Source organism: Commensalibacter sp. M0268 (genome assembly GCF_016101925.1).
Lineage (GTDB): Bacteria > Pseudomonadota > Alphaproteobacteria > Acetobacterales > Acetobacteraceae > Commensalibacter > Commensalibacter melissae.
Genome location: NZ_JACFPQ010000002.1, coordinates 300,104 through 318,663 on the forward strand (window position 1 = coordinate 300,104; position 18,560 = coordinate 318,663).

General features: G+C 36.3%; 15 protein-coding genes. 12 read left to right on the plus strand and 3 right to left on the minus strand.

Translation table 11 applies throughout. The features are described from left to right. Positions 1-59: 59 nt before the first annotated feature. From H3R28_RS04755 to H3R28_RS04775, 5 genes are read left to right on the plus strand one after another with little or no spacing between them, the layout of a single operon-like run. Positions 60-2,534, plus strand: a complete 2,475-nt coding sequence (locus H3R28_RS04755; RefSeq protein ID WP_155569105.1) for an adenylate/guanylate cyclase domain-containing protein — start codon at positions 60-62, stop codon at positions 2,532-2,534. After that, positions 2,531-3,559 carry an ABC transporter permease gene (locus H3R28_RS04760; RefSeq protein WP_155569106.1) on the plus strand — a complete coding sequence of 343 codons (1,029 nt, stop codon included), beginning with the start codon at positions 2,531-2,533 and terminating at the stop codon, positions 3,557-3,559. The genes H3R28_RS04755 and H3R28_RS04760 overlap by 4 nt, the downstream gene beginning before the upstream one ends. 2 nt (positions 3,560-3,561) lie before the next feature. Further along, the gene (locus H3R28_RS04765) at positions 3,562-4,251 is read left to right on the plus strand and encodes an ABC transporter ATP-binding protein (protein ID WP_198209856.1); all 690 of its coding nucleotides are present in this window, start codon (positions 3,562-3,564) and stop codon (positions 4,249-4,251) included. A 45-nt stretch (positions 4,252-4,296) separates the two neighbouring features. Beyond that, positions 4,297-5,253 carry an MlaD family protein gene (locus H3R28_RS04770; RefSeq protein ID WP_110438851.1) on the plus strand — a complete coding sequence of 319 codons (957 nt, stop codon included), beginning with the start codon at positions 4,297-4,299 and terminating at the stop codon, positions 5,251-5,253. After that, on the plus strand, positions 5,250-6,194 hold the full coding sequence (locus tag H3R28_RS04775; protein WP_198209858.1) for a hypothetical protein: 945 nt from the start codon (positions 5,250-5,252) through the stop codon (positions 6,192-6,194). Before H3R28_RS04770 ends, H3R28_RS04775 begins: the two co-directional genes overlap by 4 nt. 17 nt (positions 6,195-6,211) lie before the next feature. Here the strand turns inward: H3R28_RS04775 and H3R28_RS04780 are convergent, their stop codons facing one another. Continuing rightward, positions 6,212-6,610, minus strand: coding sequence for a DUF423 domain-containing protein (locus H3R28_RS04780; protein ID WP_198209859.1), 399 nt, complete (start codon positions 6,608-6,610; stop codon positions 6,212-6,214). 410 nt (positions 6,611-7,020) lie between these two features. On the opposite strand from H3R28_RS04780, the gene H3R28_RS04785 reads away from it, so the two are divergent. From H3R28_RS04785 to mdoH, 4 genes are all read left to right on the plus strand, one after another. Beyond that, a complete protein-coding gene (locus H3R28_RS04785; RefSeq protein ID WP_155566648.1) occupies positions 7,021-7,542 on the plus strand; it encodes a hypothetical protein in 522 nt (173 codons plus the stop codon). Further along, positions 7,542-8,150: an NUDIX domain-containing protein gene (locus tag H3R28_RS04790; protein ID WP_155566649.1), complete on the plus strand. Its 609-nt coding sequence runs from the start codon at positions 7,542-7,544 to the stop codon at positions 8,148-8,150. Before H3R28_RS04785 ends, H3R28_RS04790 begins: the two co-directional genes overlap by 1 nt. A gap of 239 nt (positions 8,151-8,389) precedes the next feature. After that, complete coding sequence (locus H3R28_RS04795; protein WP_198209861.1) at positions 8,390-9,946, plus strand: glucan biosynthesis protein G; 1,557 nt, start codon at positions 8,390-8,392, stop codon at positions 9,944-9,946. A gap of 220 nt (positions 9,947-10,166) precedes the next feature. Further along, entirely contained in the window at positions 10,167-12,371 is a 2,205-nt protein-coding gene (mdoH, locus tag H3R28_RS04800) for a glucans biosynthesis glucosyltransferase MdoH (RefSeq protein ID WP_155566650.1), read from the plus strand. A gap of 196 nt (positions 12,372-12,567) precedes the next feature. Here the strand turns inward: mdoH and H3R28_RS04805 are convergent, their stop codons facing one another. Both H3R28_RS04805 and serB read right to left on the minus strand, forming a co-directional pair. Continuing rightward, entirely contained in the window at positions 12,568-13,833 is a 1,266-nt protein-coding gene (locus H3R28_RS04805; RefSeq protein ID WP_155569111.1) for a DNA adenine methylase, read from the minus strand. A 114-nt stretch (positions 13,834-13,947) separates the two neighbouring features. Beyond that, positions 13,948-14,841 carry a phosphoserine phosphatase SerB gene (gene serB / locus H3R28_RS04810; RefSeq protein ID WP_198209863.1) on the minus strand — a complete coding sequence of 298 codons (894 nt, stop codon included), beginning with the start codon at positions 14,839-14,841 and terminating at the stop codon, positions 13,948-13,950. A gap of 195 nt (positions 14,842-15,036) precedes the next feature. Here serB and miaA point away from each other — a divergent pair, with 195 nt between their 5' ends. The 3 genes from miaA to ilvN all read left to right on the plus strand — a co-directional run bounded on the left by miaA (position 15,037) and on the right by ilvN (position 18,540). After that, entirely contained in the window at positions 15,037-16,053 is a 1,017-nt protein-coding gene (gene miaA / locus H3R28_RS04815) for a tRNA (adenosine(37)-N6)-dimethylallyltransferase MiaA (protein WP_155569113.1), read from the plus strand. Between the two features lie 112 nt (positions 16,054-16,165). Then, a complete protein-coding gene (gene ilvB / locus H3R28_RS04820) occupies positions 16,166-17,944 on the plus strand; it encodes a biosynthetic-type acetolactate synthase large subunit (protein WP_370552819.1) in 1,779 nt (592 codons plus the stop codon). A gap of 41 nt (positions 17,945-17,985) precedes the next feature. Continuing rightward, entirely contained in the window at positions 17,986-18,540 is a 555-nt protein-coding gene (ilvN, locus tag H3R28_RS04825) for an acetolactate synthase small subunit (RefSeq protein WP_155566654.1), read from the plus strand. Positions 18,541-18,560 lie beyond the last annotated feature (20 nt).

The window sequence follows — 18,560 nt, forward strand, 5'->3', positions numbered from 1 at the left end:
TAACTTAATTATTTAAAATAATAAAAAAGTTTGAATGGTTTAAATCAAGGGGATGATAGGTGCCTGCTGGTGAAATTGTTGATCCAACCAAAAATCCAGTAAATCGTTTGTGGCGTTTTTTTCTGCGAATTGGTATTCCCGTGCTTGGGGTTATTTTGGTCTCTTTTGTTGTGGTTGGGGTGACCCTTCATTCTTATCACACGACAAAAGCTGGGATTTCAAAATTATCACATGTGATTTTGCGGACCGAACAATCCAGGATTTCCGAAGAAATATTGTCTTATCTCAATCCAGCCACCAAGGGTGGGGGATTGGCCGTTGATATGTTAAGTCATATTCCATCCGAATATAAATGGGGAATGTTTTATAGTTATGCGATGAGCAGTTTACATCGTACGAAACAGGCTGAATCTTTTTACTTGGCTGATAGTGACGGTCGTTTCAATATGGTTGAACGTGTTCCTGATCATCCTGACCAAGTAAGGGTTATAACATTGGAGCCAGATCAAAAAGGTGGACGTTTTTTAGAGGAATATCACATTTTTGACAGTAAAAAGGTTATTAAAACACGTTATATGCCAGCCAACGCCTATGATCCTCGTTTACGTGCCTGGTATCATACAGCTGTTGAAAATAATAAATTGACTTGGTCATCACCTGTTTTGATGCCAACAAAAAAAGGTTTGGCGGTGACGGCATCTATACCTTTTGTGGATAAAGATGGGAAAAAAAATGTTTTTGCAATGAATATCTCCTTGCAAGAATTGACGAAATTTTTGGCTTCCATAAAACTGAGCAATAATGCGCGGATCATAATCATTGACAATACTGGTCATATTATTGCCTCTCCCAATCTATTGACCTATTTTGTTGGAAATGAATGGAATCCCCAAGATTCAAAAATCAATCCTGCGGTAAATCCCGTGATAGCTAGGGCATATGATCAATTTCAGATCCAAGGTTCTGGTATTCATTCCTTTAAAATGGAAAAAAAACCTGATCTTGGTCAGGGACAGGATCAGAAAAAAAATTCAAAAAATATTATTGATAAACAGAAACAAGTCGCTGGCAATTATATTTGCGTAACTTCCAGATTGCCTGATTCAATACAGAAATGGGTTATCATGATTGTTATACCAGAAAAAGATTTTTCTGGTTTTGTAGCTTCAGGTGCAAAGCAGAATCTGCTTTTTTCCTTGTTGGTTGTTGCATTGGCCGCATCAATGGCGGGATTACTGATTTATCAGGGACATCGTATGGATAAACTTGGTCTGCGTTTCCAGCACATTCAAAATGTGGTTGAACAGGAAAGTGACGCTATAGAGATGGTAGCCTCAACTCCGGAAGTTTTTGATCCCAGAAATGAAGCGCTTATTCTTACCGAAAAACTTTGCAAGCTGGTTTCTGCACATCGAGTCAGTATTTGGCATTTTTCAACTGATCATAAATCCTTGATTTGCAATGATATATATGATCGGACAGAAGATAATCATGCTGGTGGATATGAATATTCTATTTCGGAATTACCCAATTTTTTTGAATTGCTTGATGCAGGTGAAACAGTTGTTGTGGACAATGCTGAACATGATCAGAGAACGGCTGCATTATATCGACTGTTTATGAGCTCTGTTTCAACTCGATCGCTGATGATTACCCCTGTTTTAGGTAAAAATGGAACAATAGGGGCAATTCTGGTTGAGGATACGCCTTATCTTTATAATATAAATCATATCACAAAAATTTTTGCCGGGCTGGTTACAATGCGTTTTGTTGCGGCCCAAGTTGAATTTGACCAGATTGGCAAACACCAAAGACTACACTATGAAAATGGTAAAGTTTCTTCTCAGAAAGAATTTTTGAAAAAAACGGTCAAAGATGATTTGGAAAATACGGAAAAAGATATTAATCATGATTATCTGATAGATCCGGGTCAGTTTTCAAAAAATAAAATTGATTTTGGTCAATTTGATAAACAAGGCGAACAAACCATATATCCTGCTGTTGCGATGATGGATATTTCATTTAGTGGTTTTTTGTCTTCTGATATTCAGCATACGGTGGAATTAATCAAACCTGTCAAAAATTTAGTCATTGTATTGGAGCAAATCGCACAGAAATATGGTATTTTCTACGTAAGAATTATGGGAGGTCATCTGATCGCTGTGACGGGATGTTCAAAGGAGCCAGACATCACCGCCCCGATCAGATTGGCCCAAGCGGCAATAGATATGCGAGAGGCCTGTCTGGAGATTATTCCCCATAAATATACAAGTTCAACATTTGGGATTGGAATAGATGTTGGTCCAGCAATCGGGTCCTGGTTTGGCAAGGACGCAAAAACTTTTGCATTATGGGGGCCCGTGGTCGGAATGTCTTCATTGATGGCACAAATGGCCAAAGATGATGCAACGATTCAAGTGACACAAGAAGCCTATGCGGCTTTAAGAAACGATTTCCTGTTCAGATCAAGAGGAAATTTCTTTATTCCTGATATGGGTGTTGCTGATATATTTATTCTTGCTGGCAGACGATGAACGATTATCAAAATAATAATGACCAGTATACCAAAAGGGAGAGTGCTCCCAGATCGGATAAACAGGTCGAAACGATTTTATCGAGTTTGAATGATAATGGTATTCATGATGTCGATCGATATATGGAATCCATTCGTATTCGTGAAGCTGAACAGGAGCAAACATTATATCAACGTTTGAAAACTGTAGAACCGGGTTTCTTTTCGATTTTCAGAAAAATCGGAATTGTTATTTTCTGGTACATGCAGCCTGTTCTGAATGTAATTGGTTCAGCAACGCGCAGTTATTTTCGGTTTCTTTTGTCTGTTCTGGCAGTTTCATGGGGAGTGCTGGTTGAAAGCATCTCTCCTCTAACATGGCGCAGGACAGTAAAGTATGAATTCAAAAGAATGGTAGGGTTGGCCATTGGCGGTGGATTTTTCAGCACTTTCTTTACGGCAAGTCTTGCGGGTTTGGCTGTGGTTTCTCAAGCGATTTTATGGCTTGGCGCAGCAGGATTAACCAAAATGACTGGACCCATCTTGGTTACAGTTCTGGTTCGAGAACTGGCCCCGGTGCTGGTGGGAATGATTTTATTAGGAAGAAATGGCATTCTGACCGTAACGGAATGCAGTTTACTAGCAATGGGTGGACAGCTTAAATTTTTTACGTCTATGGGAATAGATGCTTTTATAACCATTGTAGTGCCAAGAGCCTGGGCTTTTACTATTGCCAGTTTTACTCTGGGAATGGTTTTTGGTATTATCTCGTTATTCATGGGGTATCTGGTAACTTATTTTATGGGGACAATGCATGATTCCATTTGGATGTTCTACAGTAATATCCTCGCCGCAATGACGGGATGGGATTATATTCTGGTACCCTCAAAATTTATCGTTATGGGTTTTTTGATTGGTGTTGGTTCTTGTATCACTGGTATGAATGTCAAAGTTACAGATGATCCTGCAACGTTATTGCCCAAAGGTTTTACGCGCGGTATTTTGCTCATCATGGTGGTTAATATTTTATTTACAATAGGATTTTAGTGATGGTGGATAAAATATTATTGAATATAGATAACGCCAAACCTTCATTTGAAGAAAGCGCGTTGCCTTATGTGCCATACAATTTAAAATTGCGGGCAGGCGAATGTATCATTGTTGAAACGGGCAGTATGGAGTTATCAACTGCTTTAGCAGATTTATGTAGTGGTATTGTCAAGTTAGATGAAGGAAGTGTCAAATTTGAGGGGATGGAATGGTCTTCTTTGAATGAGCCAAGATTATCTGCCTTAAGGGGAAGAATAGGTCGTATATTTCAACAGGGTGGTTGGGTTGATATGTATCCTGTCGCAATCAATATCTTGATGCCAATGTTGCATCATTCCTCTTTAGCTATCGATAAATTGACCAAGCAGGCTTTGACACTATGTAGAATTTTTGGTTTGCCTGGTCTTCCCATGGATACGCCTCGCCATATGATGCCGGTAGATTTACATAGGGCTGCATGTGTGAGGGCCTTGTTGGGAAACCCTGATCTAATTTTATTGGAGCACCCTTTTGAAGGATTTTCAGAAGATTTGTTATTCCCACTGTTTGAAATGTTGAATACGGCACAAAATAGAGGGGCCGGTGTTATTTGCTTTACACAACAGTTTTCTTTGTGGAATTATTATAGGGAACGGGTGACGCATTGGACGCGGTTGCAGGAAAAAGGGTTAACATTGGAAAATCAATAAGAATATTTATCCTTAATTGCATGAATGATACGGTTATAAAATAAAATGTTTAACAGCAAACGATACACAAAAGCGCGACAGTTATTTCAGCTAAGATATGCTAATGAGTGGACAGGTGGTCTTGTTCTTTTATGCTTATTGGCATTTATTGGTGCAATTATTGAAGCTGGTGTATTACGGGACTGGCTTACCCCTGCGGCACAACTGAATATTATCCTGCCACAAACAGGTGTTGACAATCTATCGGTTGGAGATGATGTGGAGGTATTCGGTATTAATGCGGGGACCATACAAAAAATCAATGTTAATTCTGATGGTGGTTTAACAGCAATAGCAATGCTGGATCCCCAGATTAGAACTTTTATCAGACGAGATAGTACAGTCACCATCAAACGTAAATTTGCCGTAGCAGGTGCCGCTTTTGTTTCTATAACAAGAGGGTATAGTACGCCGCTAAATTGGCGTTATGCTGTTTTGTCGGCGAAGACAGAGCCTAATCCTGCAGACCAGATTTCACAAATGGTATTGCAAATCCATAAACGTATTGTTCCAATTATGGATAGTGCAAAAAATATGATGGCTTCACTTGAAATGACAGTTGAGGGAATTCAACAGGGGCGTGGAACAGTCGGTCGTTTGGTTAATAATGATGAATTAATCAGAAGAGCTGAAAATATGGTTCAAACAATCAACAATGTTATTGAACAATTGAAACCGATTGAAAATAATATTAATCATGTTGTTAAAAATTCTGATAAGGTCATGGTTAATTTCAAAAAAGTTTCCAGAGATTTAAGCAAGGCTTCACCTTCTTTGAAACCGATAGCTAAAAATGTTCAAGATGCAACGGCAGAGTTGCCGGATATGATGATTCAATTGCAATCAACAATGGGTGATCTACAACGATTGATTATACAACTGAAAAGTATGTGGATATTGGGTGGAAATGGAAAAGCGCCTCATAAAACAAAACGTCTACATGCAAGAGAGGTAAGACCATGATAGGAAATTTAGGAAAGAGTCCGTTTTTTCTTACAGGTTTTCTATTTCTGGCAGCATGCGGCGTTACACAAAATGATCCACCTAGAGATGAGCCTTTGCAACGAACTATGGACGTTGCCAAACAGGGAGTATTTTATAATCGGTTAAAACAGGCTGAAATGAATTATCTAAAATCATATCAATTTGCTTTAACCCGTGATGATCAGAATGATATTGAGAATGCAGGTTATAATTTAGCTGTTGTTCAGTTGGATATGAATAATATACAAAAGGCTTATGAAACTGTTCAAGCTGTCCGTAACGAATTATATATTAGAGACGAAAAAAATAGTCCTCAACTGGATTTAGTTGAAGCAGCCATTTTATATCGGTTGCATCGTCAAGACGAGGCTTTGAGACTTTTACAAAATGCGGTACAAACATCGCAAGATGATATACAGGAACGGGCTTATTTTTTCATAGGATTGATTGCTAACGATCAAAATAATATTTTCCTATTGGTTAAAGCTTCTCAAAAGCTTGATCAATTAATTCTAAAAGATAAAAATGCAAGAAAAGAGGATAGTTGGAAAGCGGATCAAGGTGAATTGCATGCATTGTTGAATTATAAAAATGGGAAATATGATGATGCTATTACCACGTCAAGATTTGTAGAGACAAGCCGTCGTCAACAAATTGAATATAGAGCAATGGTTAGGGCGCTTGTTATTCAGGCTATGGCTTATGAATCAAAAGGTGATCGGATTCAGGCAGCCAATTTATATATAAGGGCTGGCAAAAGTGCCCGATTTTTAAAAGAATATACAGATGCCAAGAATTATTTGTATAAAGCTGTTGCATTACAGGCTGATCAAATAACTAATAATTTGGCATCTCATGAATTATCAACTGTGAGACAAGAAGAATTTAAAATGAAAGAAAATTCTTTAGATAAAAATTAATGGCAATAATAATAATTTTATTTAAGAAATAGAGCTAAAATCGCTAAATATAGCCAACCAAAAATAAGAAGAGTACCTCCGATTGGTGCTATGGGTAAAAATGGATGAAAACCGGTGAAACTGATGTAAAAGACACCTGAGCAAAACAAAGTTAACCCTAGAATAAATATACATCCGATTAGAAAAAAATGTAAATTCAGTTTCCATAATTTTTGTAATATGGAAACTGATATCAAGGCTAATCCGTGAATGAATAATATATTATCCGCTATTCGACTCATATTTCTGCCATCATTAATGAAATATTGATCTGGTAAATGGGAGGTGAGGGAAGAAAATATAACTGCCAGTAAACAGTAAAGTGCCCCGAAGGCGAGAGAAATATTAATAAATAAAAATTTTCTTTGAAATTCCATTTTTCACCTTATTTATACGATTTAAAGAGTTGAAAAAAAACTATTTATGAATTAAGTATAAAAAAATAATATAAAGCTTTAAGATGGCAAAGAGGTTAAAAGAATAATAAAAAAAATTGTGTATTATTAATTATAAAACAAAATTATATTAAAAGTATTTTATAAATATTGCAAAATATATTAATTTTTTAGGTAATACTAAATAAAAACGTGTAAGTCAAAAAATAATAATTAAGTTTATTAATTCATAGTAAATAGCGAAATAAACTTGAATATTTGTTTAAAAAATCGAAAATATTAATTTTTCTAGAGATTTATCTCTAGAATTTATCACTTAATAACCAATATAAACCAATAAAAATATTTATACTTAATAATAAGCATGATTTTTAAAGTGGGAATTTTTTTTAATGAGAACTGATAATAAAGAAGAAAAATTTTCGAATATAACTGATATAGATGCTGTTAAAAGGGCGTTGGAAAGTATAGGGGATTCTACAAATAAAAAGACAGTGAAAGAAAAAGGAAATGATAATTTTCCAAAAAGACGGTTTATCAGGGATCAAGGAGTAATTGTTAAAAAACAGAATTCAGAAAAATTTTCTAGAAAAACATATTTTCAAGATTTTTCAGTTGATGATAAACTGTCAAAATATAACCGAAAATTATCGATAACAAACGAAAAAGATGAAAATAGTTTCAAAACAATTCTTAAACATGTAGAAATACTTGTCGAGAAAATGACATTGATGCAAAAACAAGTCGAGAATTTGGAAAAATTGAATATTCAACTTTCAGAACAATTCAAGAGTGTGACATCCAGTTTTAATAAACCAAATGAAATTGAGACTGTTGAGATTATGGAAGATGATGATATTGTTGATGAATTGGGACAAAAACCGGTCAAATGGTGGATTAGAAAGCTTGACTAATGTCCAAACTGATTGTTAAACATTATGAAAATTTATGGAAAGGACATTTTAAACTTGATAGAGCAGAAGCTGTTCAGAAATATTCGGATGGTAATGAAAAGTCTATCAAGCGTGAAATATTAAGAGTAAATGACAGTGTTGCGGTTTTATTATTTCGTCATGATAATGGAAACATTATTTTAACTTCACAATGGCGGGCACCTGTTCTTGCAAGAGGTGACGATAATAATCCGGTTATAGAAGTATGTGCAGGCAATATAGATTCATCAGATTATGATCCCTTAAAAAAAAATCCATTGGAAGCGGCTTATCAAGCTGCTTATCGAGAGGCAAAAGAAGAGACAGGTTGGCATATAAATCAGTTGTACCATTTATTTGCCTTGTATAGTTCGCCAGGAATCACAACAGAAAAATTATATTATTTTATCGCTTCCGTGGATAAGCAAGATCAAAAGGGTGGTGGATTACGACAGGAAGGCGAAAATATTGAAATATTGGAAATGAAATTGACGTTGGCCTTTGAATGGATCAAAGAAAATAAAATTGTTGATTTGAAAACGGTATTTTTGTTACAGTATTTCGGTAATAATATTAATCTATTTATGTAAGACCAAATATTTATATGTAATTCAAATAATTTTTTGGCTGAAAAATCAATATAATCATATCAGTCTGCATCATGTTTTGTAGAAAAAAAAGTCGTGCAGACGAAATATTTTTATATTTACCTATCTATACGGTTATATTGTTTTTAATTGTAATTAGTGTTGATTTTAACTAGTATTTACTCGTTTATAAATTTAAAACGTGTAAAGATAATTTGTAACAGAAGAATAAGGAATAAGTCGTGGTATTTCGTCGGGATCTTTTGCTTACTACAGCAGGAGCCTCCTTGGTTGGAATAGTTGGTGGAATAACAAATATTTCCCCAGTATCTCTTGCAAAAGCAGATGAACATAATTCTGTGGATCAGGGAAAACCATTTGATCAAACTACGGTAAGACAATTGGCAAAATCAATGGCGCAACGTGCGTATAAGGCACCTGATGATCATTTGCCAGATGTGATTGACAAACTAGATTTTGATGGATTTAGGGGAATTGAATTCCGCCATGAAAGAGCTTTATGGAATAATGAAAATTTAAATTTTGCTATTGAATTCTTTCCGAGAGGTTTTTTATATCGACCACGTATAGATATTTACGAGGTAATTGATGGGGTTTCCAAGCCTGTTCAATATCATTCTGACATGTTTTCCTATGCGGATCCTAAACATAAAATTGATCAGGATTTAGGATTTTCTGGCCTGAAATTGATGACCAAACTCAATCAATCGGAAACGATGGAAGAATTTGCAGTATTTTTAGGTGCATCCTATTTCAGGGCGATAGCCAAAGGTCAACAATATGGTTTGTCTGCGCGTGGTTTTGCTAAGGGAACCGCGGATCCACAAGGAGAGGAATTTCCTCTATTTCGGGCGTTCTGGATTGTCAAGCCTAAAAACGGCATTGAATCGTTGGTTATATATGCATTGCTGGACAGCCCTTCATTAACCGGGGCGTATTGCTTTACAATTCGCCCAGGTAACATGACAATATTCGATGTTGAAACCCATATCTATCCCCGTAAATTAATTTCTAATGGCGGAATTGCCCCTCTGACTGGCATGTTTTATTTTGATGCCAATGATCGTAATCATATTGATGATTGGCGTCCTGCCGCCCATGACAGTGAGGGTCTTCTTATATGGACGGGTACAGGACAACAAATATGGAGACCTTTAACCAATCCCGTTGATTTACAATATTCTGTTTTTGTTGATAACGCGTTAAAGGGTTTTGGCCTAATTCAACGTAAACATGCCTTTAGCCAGTATGAAGATCTGTCTTTGCATTATGAATTAAGACCAACCGCTTGGGTTGAGCCCGTGGGTGAATGGCAAGCGGGTAGTGTCAATTTGGTGGAAATACCTTCCCCCAGTGAAGTCAATGATAATATTGTGGCATTCTGGCGCCCCAAAGAAGTTTTTAGAGAAGGAAAAGAATATTCCTTTACTTACCGTTTATATTGGGGATGGGATAATCCATGGACAACATCCTTATCTCGTATTGCTGCAACCAGAATAGGGGCAGTTGTTGATAAACCGGATGTAAGATTTATTTGTATAGATTTTTTTGATGGTCCATTGAACGGCTATTCATCGGACAAACAATTGCATGTCAATGTATCCTCTTCCACGGGTCAAATTAGCAATATAAGCATGTATTCAGATACAAATTTGCATAAATGGAGAACGACTTTTGAGTTCGATCCTAAAGGAGCTAAAATGGCTGAATTGAAATGTGTTTTAATGGATGGGGATCAACCAATTTCCGAACAATGGACCTATCGTTGGACACCGTAACATATTTGTGAAATTTATTGTTTAATAACCCAAGCATGAAAAGCTTGGGATTTTTTTAGGTAGGTATAAGAAACGGTTATTATTTTCAAAAATCATTTATCCATGTATGAGTAAATTGATTTTATAATCAACTTCTTGGATGCATTTGTTTCCAGTCTATTGAAATATTTATATTTGTAAGTTAGGCTTCGGGTATTTTAAATAGGAGAAAAAAATACTTATGGTTGAATTAAAGGTCAATAATCATTGTCATCTGCAAAATGATTTGAATGAAATCAAATTTCAGGACTTAACAGCTGACAAATTTGAATTTGCTGCCCTTCCTCCAGAATCTCCTATTGAAATGCCTGTGCAAAATTTATTTTCAAGGCCAAATATTCATAATCGATCTAAAAGAATGAAAACTGAACCAAAGACAATTTTCTTTAGAAGATTGTTTGTTTTTTTATTATCTTTTTTATTAACGGCGTACGCTTCTTACGAAATGAATCTAGTGTTTAACAGCACAGGCATGAATTCCCTTGGCGTTATTATTCTGATTATTTTTACAGTATTGTTTTTATGGATTGCCTTTTCTTTTGTTTCATCACTTGGAGGATTTTTTGAGCAATTGAAACAAAAGGGAGGTCTTTCGTTAAATATCGATCCCAAAGCACAAATTCCTAATTTGCATAATAAGACAGCAGTGCTAATGCCTACCTACAACGAGGATCCACATCGTGTTTTGGCTGGTTTGAAAGCAATCTTTAACAGTCTTCAAGCGACTGGTCAGGGTGATCACTTTGATTATTTCATTTTATCGGACACTACCGATCCGGATGTATGGGTTGAGGAAGAGGCAACTTATTTACGTCTGATTGAAGAAACAAAGGGTCTAAATAAGATTTTTTATCGACGCCGTTTTGAAAATACCGATCGTAAGGCTGGAAATTTGGGGGAATGGGTTCGACGTTTTGGTGGGGCCTATGAACATATGTTGACTCTTGATGCGGATAGCCTGATGGAAGGGGACACGATAGTAAGAATCTGTGCAGCCATGGAGGAAAACCCAGAAGTTGGATTGATTCAAACTTTACCGGTTATTGTCAATGGCACAACGTTGTTTGCGCGGTTGCAACAATTTGCCGGACGGGTTTATGGTCCTACTATTGCTTATGGTTTAGCATGGTGGCACGGGTCAGAAAGTAATTATTGGGGACATAATGCAATCATACGGATCAAGGCTTTTGCCGAGCAGGCTGGATTGCCCCATCTTCCGGCAGTGAGAAAACCTTTTGGTGGCATGATCATGAGTCATGATTTTGTTGAGGCGGCTTTGATGAGAAGGGGGAGATGGGCCATTCATATGGTTCCTGCATTACAGGGTTCCTATGAGGAAAGTCCGCCTTCCTTGACTGATATTGCTATCCGTGATCGTCGTTGGTGTCAGGGGAATTTGCAGCATGCCATGATAATTCCAACAAAAAAGTTAAGCTGGATAAGTCGTATACATATGATAACAGGTATTGGAGCGTATGTAATGTCACCATTGTGGCTGTTATTTTTGCTTGCGGGTATTCTGGTATCACTACAGGCTTTATTCATGAAACCGGAATATTTCAGTACAACGGATCGCGTATTATTTCCTCATTGGCCCCAGGTTGATCCAGTTCAGGCTGAATATGTTTTTATTTTAACTATGCTTGTTTTGTTGGCCCCTAAATTTTTAGCGTGGATTGCCCTTTTGGCCAATCCTTTTTTAAGAAAAGGATGCGGTGGAGAAATCAAGGCTTTGTTCTCCATTGTTATTGAAACGCTTGTTGGTGGATTGATTGCACCTGTTGCGATGTTGATTCAAACCGCGGCGGTAGCGTCAATATTGTTGGGATATGATTCAGGATGGAATGCCCAACGTAGAGATGTCGGTTATATTCCTTTAAAAGATGTTATTCGGGATTATTGGCCACATACAGTTATTGGTATTTTAATGGGTGCAGCTGCCTGGGCAGTTTCTTTTTCTTTATTTTTATGGATGACACCTGTATTGCTGGGATTATTATTGGCAATTCCTCTAGTATGGATGACTTCAAGTCAGAAAATCGGAATTTTATGTCGCAAATTGGGTTTGCTAATCATTCCTGAAGAAGTTAATCCGCCAAATATTTTGCGACTTGATAAAAAAGAAAAAGAAAAAATTGCAAATTTGGAAGTTAAAAATGCCTTTCACAATTTAGATAACAGTAAGCTAATTCAATTTCATTTGGCTCAGCTCCCTCAGGAACGGAATAAAGGGGAAGCTATTAATGCAAATGAATTGGTCAGTATTGTTAAAATTGAGGAGGCAGACAATCGTCAGCAACTTTTGGAGAATTTAACAAAAGCGGAAAAATCGGCTGTACTAGCTTGTAAAAAAGCTCTCATCAAATTTTTTAAAGTGCCATTATAAAGATTATAAAAAATGAGATAAAATCTTTAGAGATTGTCTTACTTCTATGCTAGGAAGTAAGACTTAAAATAAATTATATAATTTTTTATAGTTTTTCATTTTTAAAAATTAATTCAGAATGTAATTTATTGAATAATCAACGGTTTAGTTAAATTTATTAGATAATGATTATTATATAATATTTAATATTTGTTTTTCAAAAACAATAAATGGTTTTGTTTTTATCTCTATTGTTCGATAAACGCATATTTTTTTCCAATTCAAAAATTTTTTCTGTCAGAATTTCACTGGATTGATTTGTTTTTTTTCCTTTTTTGGTTAAAATTACAAATTCTACGTTATTGGCTTTATGAGAATAACGCTGGCTGCTGACACGATAACGTTTATAAATTTTTGCAAAAATTGATACACGGCCAATTGTACAGTTTTGGCGTATCATTTCCTCCAAAGGTATAAAACCATCTGTACTATAGCTAGTCATTATCCATTGTGTAGGCAGAGTCTGAAGAAGTGTATTATAAGCATCACTTGCCTGTTTGCGAATGGTATAAGCACTTTTTCGGTCTTTTCTCCAATCCTTACGAATTGCAGATTTATCCCGGCAGGAAATTTTGTTGGATATATTAGGCTTGTCCCATAAGGTAATACTGTTCAGGACATGATAATTGGATCCGTATGGATGCTGGTTATAGGGTGGATCTAAATAGGCAATTGAGTAATCGGGTAAATTCATATTTTGTAATTTTTCAGCAAGAAGTTGCGCATCCATTTGAAAAATTAAATTTTCCTGATGATTGTTAAAAAATTGTATAGGTTGTAGCTTTAAATCTCCCGCAATACGATAAAGGGCGGTTTTTGTTTGTCCGCCCCATCCCTTATGAAAGCCTTTGAAAACGCCACTTGTATTTGCATGATAACACGCACAATAAAGTAGTGGAGCAAGCAGGCAGGCAAATTGAATTTCGCTAAGTTTATCTTTTTGTTCCCATTCGAATATTTTTTCACGTATTGCATCAATTTTTAAACCGTTTTTTCGCATGTAAAAAAGCCGGTCTTTGGATAAATCATATTGGTCATCATTTTCAGGACATAAATGAGAGGTTACCCAATTCTGTATCGGTGGCAGATTATTTAGATACAGCAAAATATCTTCATAGGATTGTTCATTGAAGAATTTGGGAGAAGATTGTATCTGTATTGAAGCAATATTGAGGATTCGGCTATAAGGTTCCCAATCATTGGAAAATACGCGATAGCCTATTTTTTTTGCAAGGCGACTGACTACGCCGCTGCCTGAAAATAAATCTATAAACAATCCATTTTTTGGCGAACCTTTAGTTTTAGACATACCAAGATGAATTAAATCCAATAATTTTCGTTTATTCCCTATATAGGGTATAAGCTGATTAAATAAAAAGTTATCAGTTTGATAAGCTGAATGTTTTTCTTTATTCCACTGCATTTAGTATATTAAATTTGTATGGTTTACTTGTCACGATCATGAAGGAAGAGAAATACAAAATTATCATAGAGTAAATTTGATCAAAAATTTGTTTTGTATGGAAAATGTTACATTTTATAATGACGTAAATTCATTACGTTTGTAACCTTGAACGAATAAAGCGGATAGTAACGAGGTATGCTGAATTTTATTTATAATTTTTTCAGCAACAATCGGTTTGGGATAAAAACCGATACCTAATCCTGCAGAACTCAACATGGGCAGGTCGTTGGCACCATCGCCAATTGCCATTGTTTCATCATTGGACAAGGAAAGTTCTTTTGTAAGGCGTTGAAGATGATTCAATTTAGCTTCTTTTCCAAGAATTGGAGGAATAACCTTTCCATCAAGCATATTATTCTGAAAACTTAATTGATTTGCATGATTTTCATCAAATTGACAAATCTGGCTTACTTTTTCGGTAAAATAGGTGAATCCTCCGGAAATTAAAGCTGTATGCGCATAATGGTTTTTCATTGTAGCTACAAGAATTTTTGCCCCTTCATTGAGTTTTGTTTTATTCCAGGTTTTTTCCAAAAAATTTATAGAAACGTTTTTCAACAAGGCGATTCTTTCTTTTAGGGCTGTTTCAAAATCAAGCTCACCATTCATGGCACGTTCGGTTATTGCAGAAATGCGATCGCCAATTCCTGCTTCGGCAGCCAGGTCATCAAGTGTTTCATTTTTCACGATAGTACTGTCCATATCAGCTATTAAAAGCCTTTTTTTTCTGTGCGTGGAACAGGTTATAAAAAAATCTGCCTTATCAATATCCAGCGATTTTTTTATATCTTGATAAAGTGCCAGAGCTCCGGTTAGATTATTAATGGAAGCTGGAGCGATAAAATCTATCGCTTCTTCATGAGAAAGCCATTGATAATTCAGATATGAGAATTTCTGTCTAACTCGATCTATAATTGATTGATTAAGCAATGAGGGTGGTGTTACCAAAGTAAAAATAAAGGACATAAAATTATCCGTGATAAGATTGGGGCTTTAACATAATGAATTCAGATCAATTTGATTTTGGTTAACTTTTAATGATATTTCTCATAAAAACAAGAACTTCTGAAATTTAATTATATAAAGCGGTTTTCAGGGAATTGTTTTATAACTAATTAGTGATTCAATTATTATGAATAAACCAAAACATGGATTACGCTTATGGAACAGGCGGTGCTTCAATCACGGTCTTTAAATAATGAATTGCGGCAGGAAAAAAAAAATTGGGCGGTTATTGTTGCCGGTCCAACATGTTCAGGTAAATCTTTCCTCGCTTTACAGCTTGCACAAAGTTTAAATGGATCAATTATCAATGCGGATGCAATGCAATGTTATGCTGATTTACGTATCATAACCGCTCGTCCCTCTTTTGAGGATGAAAAACGAGTTCCACATTATTTATATGGGGTGTTACCTTGGTATGAAACGGGTAATGTTGGTTGGTGGCGACAACAGGCACTTAATCAGTTGCAGAAAATATGGGAAAATCACAAATTGCCTGTATTATGTGGTGGAACAGGCATGTATTTTCATTCCTTAATTCATGGTATTGCCATGATACCTGAACCAGATCCGTCAATAAGGAAACAGGCACGTCAGTTAGTCAATGATGGAAAACTGGCGGATTTATATAATGAATTGGCCAAAGAAGATCCTGAATCGGTCGAGGAATTAAAATCTAATGATTCTCAAAGAATTGCTCGAGCATGGGAAGTCTGGAAATCAAGTGGGAAAGGATTGAGATATTGGCAAAAACATGCGCATTTACCTGGTGCAGATTGTAATTTTATTGTTATTCGCCTTGCACCTGAGCGTTCTGTTTTACGTCAAGCCGTAGCTAATCGTTTTGGATTGATGATTGATGAAGGTGCACTGGAGGAGGTTAAACTTTATGCGGAAAAAAAACCGTCTTTGTCATGTCCTTTGTCCAGAGCTCATGGAGTTCCAGAGTTTATGGCTTATCTTAATAACAGGATTTCTATTAACGAGGCCGTTGAACAGGCTGTAAAGAATACGCAACGATACATTAAGCGTCAGGAAACATGGTTTTCACATCGAATTTTAGCGCCAGTGCAGCAAACTTGTATTTTTAATTCAAGAATAGACAGAAATACGCAATATTTGCAAAGAATTATTAAAAAATCTGAACTTTTTATTAATAGTTTTATTGACGAATAATCATTTATTGATTAGGGTAATTTCAATAATAATTTATAAGATAAGATTAAACTGCAAATCATTTTATTTGGTTTAAATTTATAATTCTATTAATACCAAGGATTAATTGAAAATGACAGAGGCTATGCAAAAGAACGGTAATAATGCTCTTAAAGAAAAAAAAAATTATGATATGACTGGAGCAGAAGTTCTTTTACAGGTACTCGTTGATCAGGGTGTGGATATTATTTTTGGATATCCGGGTGGGGCTGTTCTGCCCATTTATGATGTTTTATTCAAGCAAAAGAAAATTCGCCATATTCTAACACGCCATGAACAGGCTGCCGTGCATGCCGCTGAAGCCTATGCCCGTTCAACGGGAAAGGTAGGTGTTGTTTTGGTTACCAGTGGACCGGGCGCAACCAATACCGTTACTGGGTTGGTGGATGCCTTAATGGACTCCGTTCCCATTGTTTGTATCAGTGGACAGGTCTTCAGAAGTTTGATTGGTAATGACGCTTTTCAAGAAGCGGACACGGTTGGGATTACTAGGGCCGCGACTAAATTTAATTATCTGGTTAAGGATACGGAAAAATTGGCTCAGAAATTGCATGAGGCATTTTATATAGCCAAAACAGGTAGGCCCGGACCTGTTCTTGTCGATATTCCAAAAGATGTCACATTAGAAAAAGCACCCTATATTAAGAAAAACAAAGTCGAACCTTATCCATCTTATAGACCGGTTACTGAACCCGATGAAAATCAGGTTGTAAAAGCGGTAGATGCAATGAAAAAGGCAAAGCGTCCCTTATTCTATATAGGAGGTGGGGTTATTAATGCTGGAAAAAAGGCATGTGAATCGTTAAAGAGATTGGTTAACTTAACCGATTTTCCGTGTACTGCTACGTTAATGGGTCTTGGTGCATTTCCTGGTTCAGACAAGCATTTTCTCGGCATGTTAGGAATGCATGGAACTTATGAAGCAAATATGGCCACCCATGATTGTGATGTCTTGATTGCTTTGGGTGCGCGATTTGATGACCGTGTTACAGGCAGTGTAAAACATTTCTCACCGAATTCCATTAAAATACATGCTGATATTGACCCTTCTCAAATTAACAAGATTGTAATTGTTGACATACCTATTGTCGGGGACGTGGCCAAAACGATCGAGTTGATGATCAAGTTATGGGACAAAAGGGAAGATCAGAAAAAAGATTTGAAAAACTGGTGGAAACAAATTGAAGCATGGCAGTCAATAGAGTGCCTGAAATATGATCAGGATAAATCAAAGGGCAGTATTGTAAAGCCCCAGCATGCCATTCGTTCGCTTTACAAAGCGGTTAAAAAAAGAAAAAAAGAGGCATATGTAACAACAGAAGTCGGTCAGCACCAAATGTGGGCAGCTCAATATTATGTTTTTGATCAGCCTAATCATTTCATGACATCTGGTGGATTGGGTACCATGGGGTATGGATTACCGGCTTCTGTAGGAACACAAATTGCGCATCCCGAGGATCTTGTTATAGATATTGCGGGCGAGGCCTCTACCATGATGAACATTCAGGAACTGGCCACAATCAAACAATATCGTCTGCCAGTGAAGATTTTTATCTTGAATAACCATTATATGGGTATGGTGCGACAATGGCAGGAATTGGTTCATGGTGGACGTTATTCTGAAAGTTACAGTGAAAGTCTACCTGATTTCGTTAAATTGGCGGAAAGTTTTGGCATTAAGGGATTGAGAATAGAAACGATTGATGACTTGGATAATGTCATTGATGAAATGCTTGATGAGCCGGGACCAGTGTTGGTTGATGTTTGTGTTCAGCAAGAGGAAAATTGTTTTCCAATGATTCCAGCGGGTGCACCCCACAATCAGATGATATTGGGACCAAATAAAAAATAAGGCTTGGCATTTTTTATTTTATTTTAATGTTGGGAATAAAAATGGGCAATCAACGTAATAATGTATTGTTATCTGAAGTCATCGAAGATAAAGATAATTTTGTTAAAGCTGTTTTTTCTTTGATTGTTGAAAATGAAAGTGGTGTTCTGTCCCGTGTTATAGGTCTGTTGTCGGGACGCGGGTATAATATTGAAAGTCTTACTGTCGCACCTGTAAATAAGGATGAAAAGAAATCCAGAATCAATATTCTGACTTCTGGCACTCCCATGGTGATTGATCAAATCAAAGAGCAGTTAAGTAGGCAGGTTCCTGTCTATCATGTTGTTAATTTATGTGAACAGAGTTCATATGTTGCACGCGAATTAGCATTAATTAAGGTTGTTTCCAAAGGAAATGAAAGAACAGAAGCGTTAAATTTGGCTGGTGCATTCCGGGCACAGGTTGTTGATGCAAGTATTGACTCCCTTGTGTTTGAACTGACTGGTAAAACCGAAAAAATAAATGCTTTTGTGGATTTATTACGTCCATTGGGTTTGGTAGAATTGTCCAGAACAGGTATTGCCGCCATTGGACGTGGTTGTCATACAATTTATTAAATTGAAAATTTGTAAGGATT

Bases quoted from the DNA above. Each gene is read 5' to 3' on its own strand.
- H3R28_RS04765 (WP_198209856.1), top strand. From the start codon at position 3,562: ATGGTGGATAAAATATTATTGAATATAGATAACGCCAAACCTTCATTT.
- miaA (WP_155569113.1), top strand. From the start codon at position 15,037: ATGGAACAGGCGGTGCTTCAATCACGGTCTTTAAATAATGAATTGCGG.
- serB (WP_198209863.1), bottom strand. From the start codon at position 14,841: ATGTCCTTTATTTTTACTTTGGTAACACCACCCTCATTGCTTAATCAA.
- ilvN (WP_155566654.1), top strand. From the start codon at position 17,986: ATGGGCAATCAACGTAATAATGTATTGTTATCTGAAGTCATCGAAGAT.
- H3R28_RS04780 (WP_198209859.1), bottom strand. From the start codon at position 6,610: ATGGAATTTCAAAGAAAATTTTTATTTATTAATATTTCTCTCGCCTTC.
- mdoH (WP_155566650.1), top strand. From the start codon at position 10,167: ATGGTTGAATTAAAGGTCAATAATCATTGTCATCTGCAAAATGATTTG.
- ilvB (WP_370552819.1), top strand. From the start codon at position 16,166: ATGACAGAGGCTATGCAAAAGAACGGTAATAATGCTCTTAAAGAAAAA.
- H3R28_RS04760 (WP_155569106.1), top strand. From the start codon at position 2,531: ATGAACGATTATCAAAATAATAATGACCAGTATACCAAAAGGGAGAGT.
- H3R28_RS04805 (WP_155569111.1), bottom strand. From the start codon at position 13,833: ATGCAGTGGAATAAAGAAAAACATTCAGCTTATCAAACTGATAACTTT.
- H3R28_RS04775 (WP_198209858.1), top strand. From the start codon at position 5,250: ATGATAGGAAATTTAGGAAAGAGTCCGTTTTTTCTTACAGGTTTTCTA.
- H3R28_RS04790 (WP_155566649.1), top strand. From the start codon at position 7,542: ATGTCCAAACTGATTGTTAAACATTATGAAAATTTATGGAAAGGACAT.
- H3R28_RS04770 (WP_110438851.1), top strand. From the start codon at position 4,297: ATGTTTAACAGCAAACGATACACAAAAGCGCGACAGTTATTTCAGCTA.
- H3R28_RS04785 (WP_155566648.1), top strand. From the start codon at position 7,021: ATGAGAACTGATAATAAAGAAGAAAAATTTTCGAATATAACTGATATA.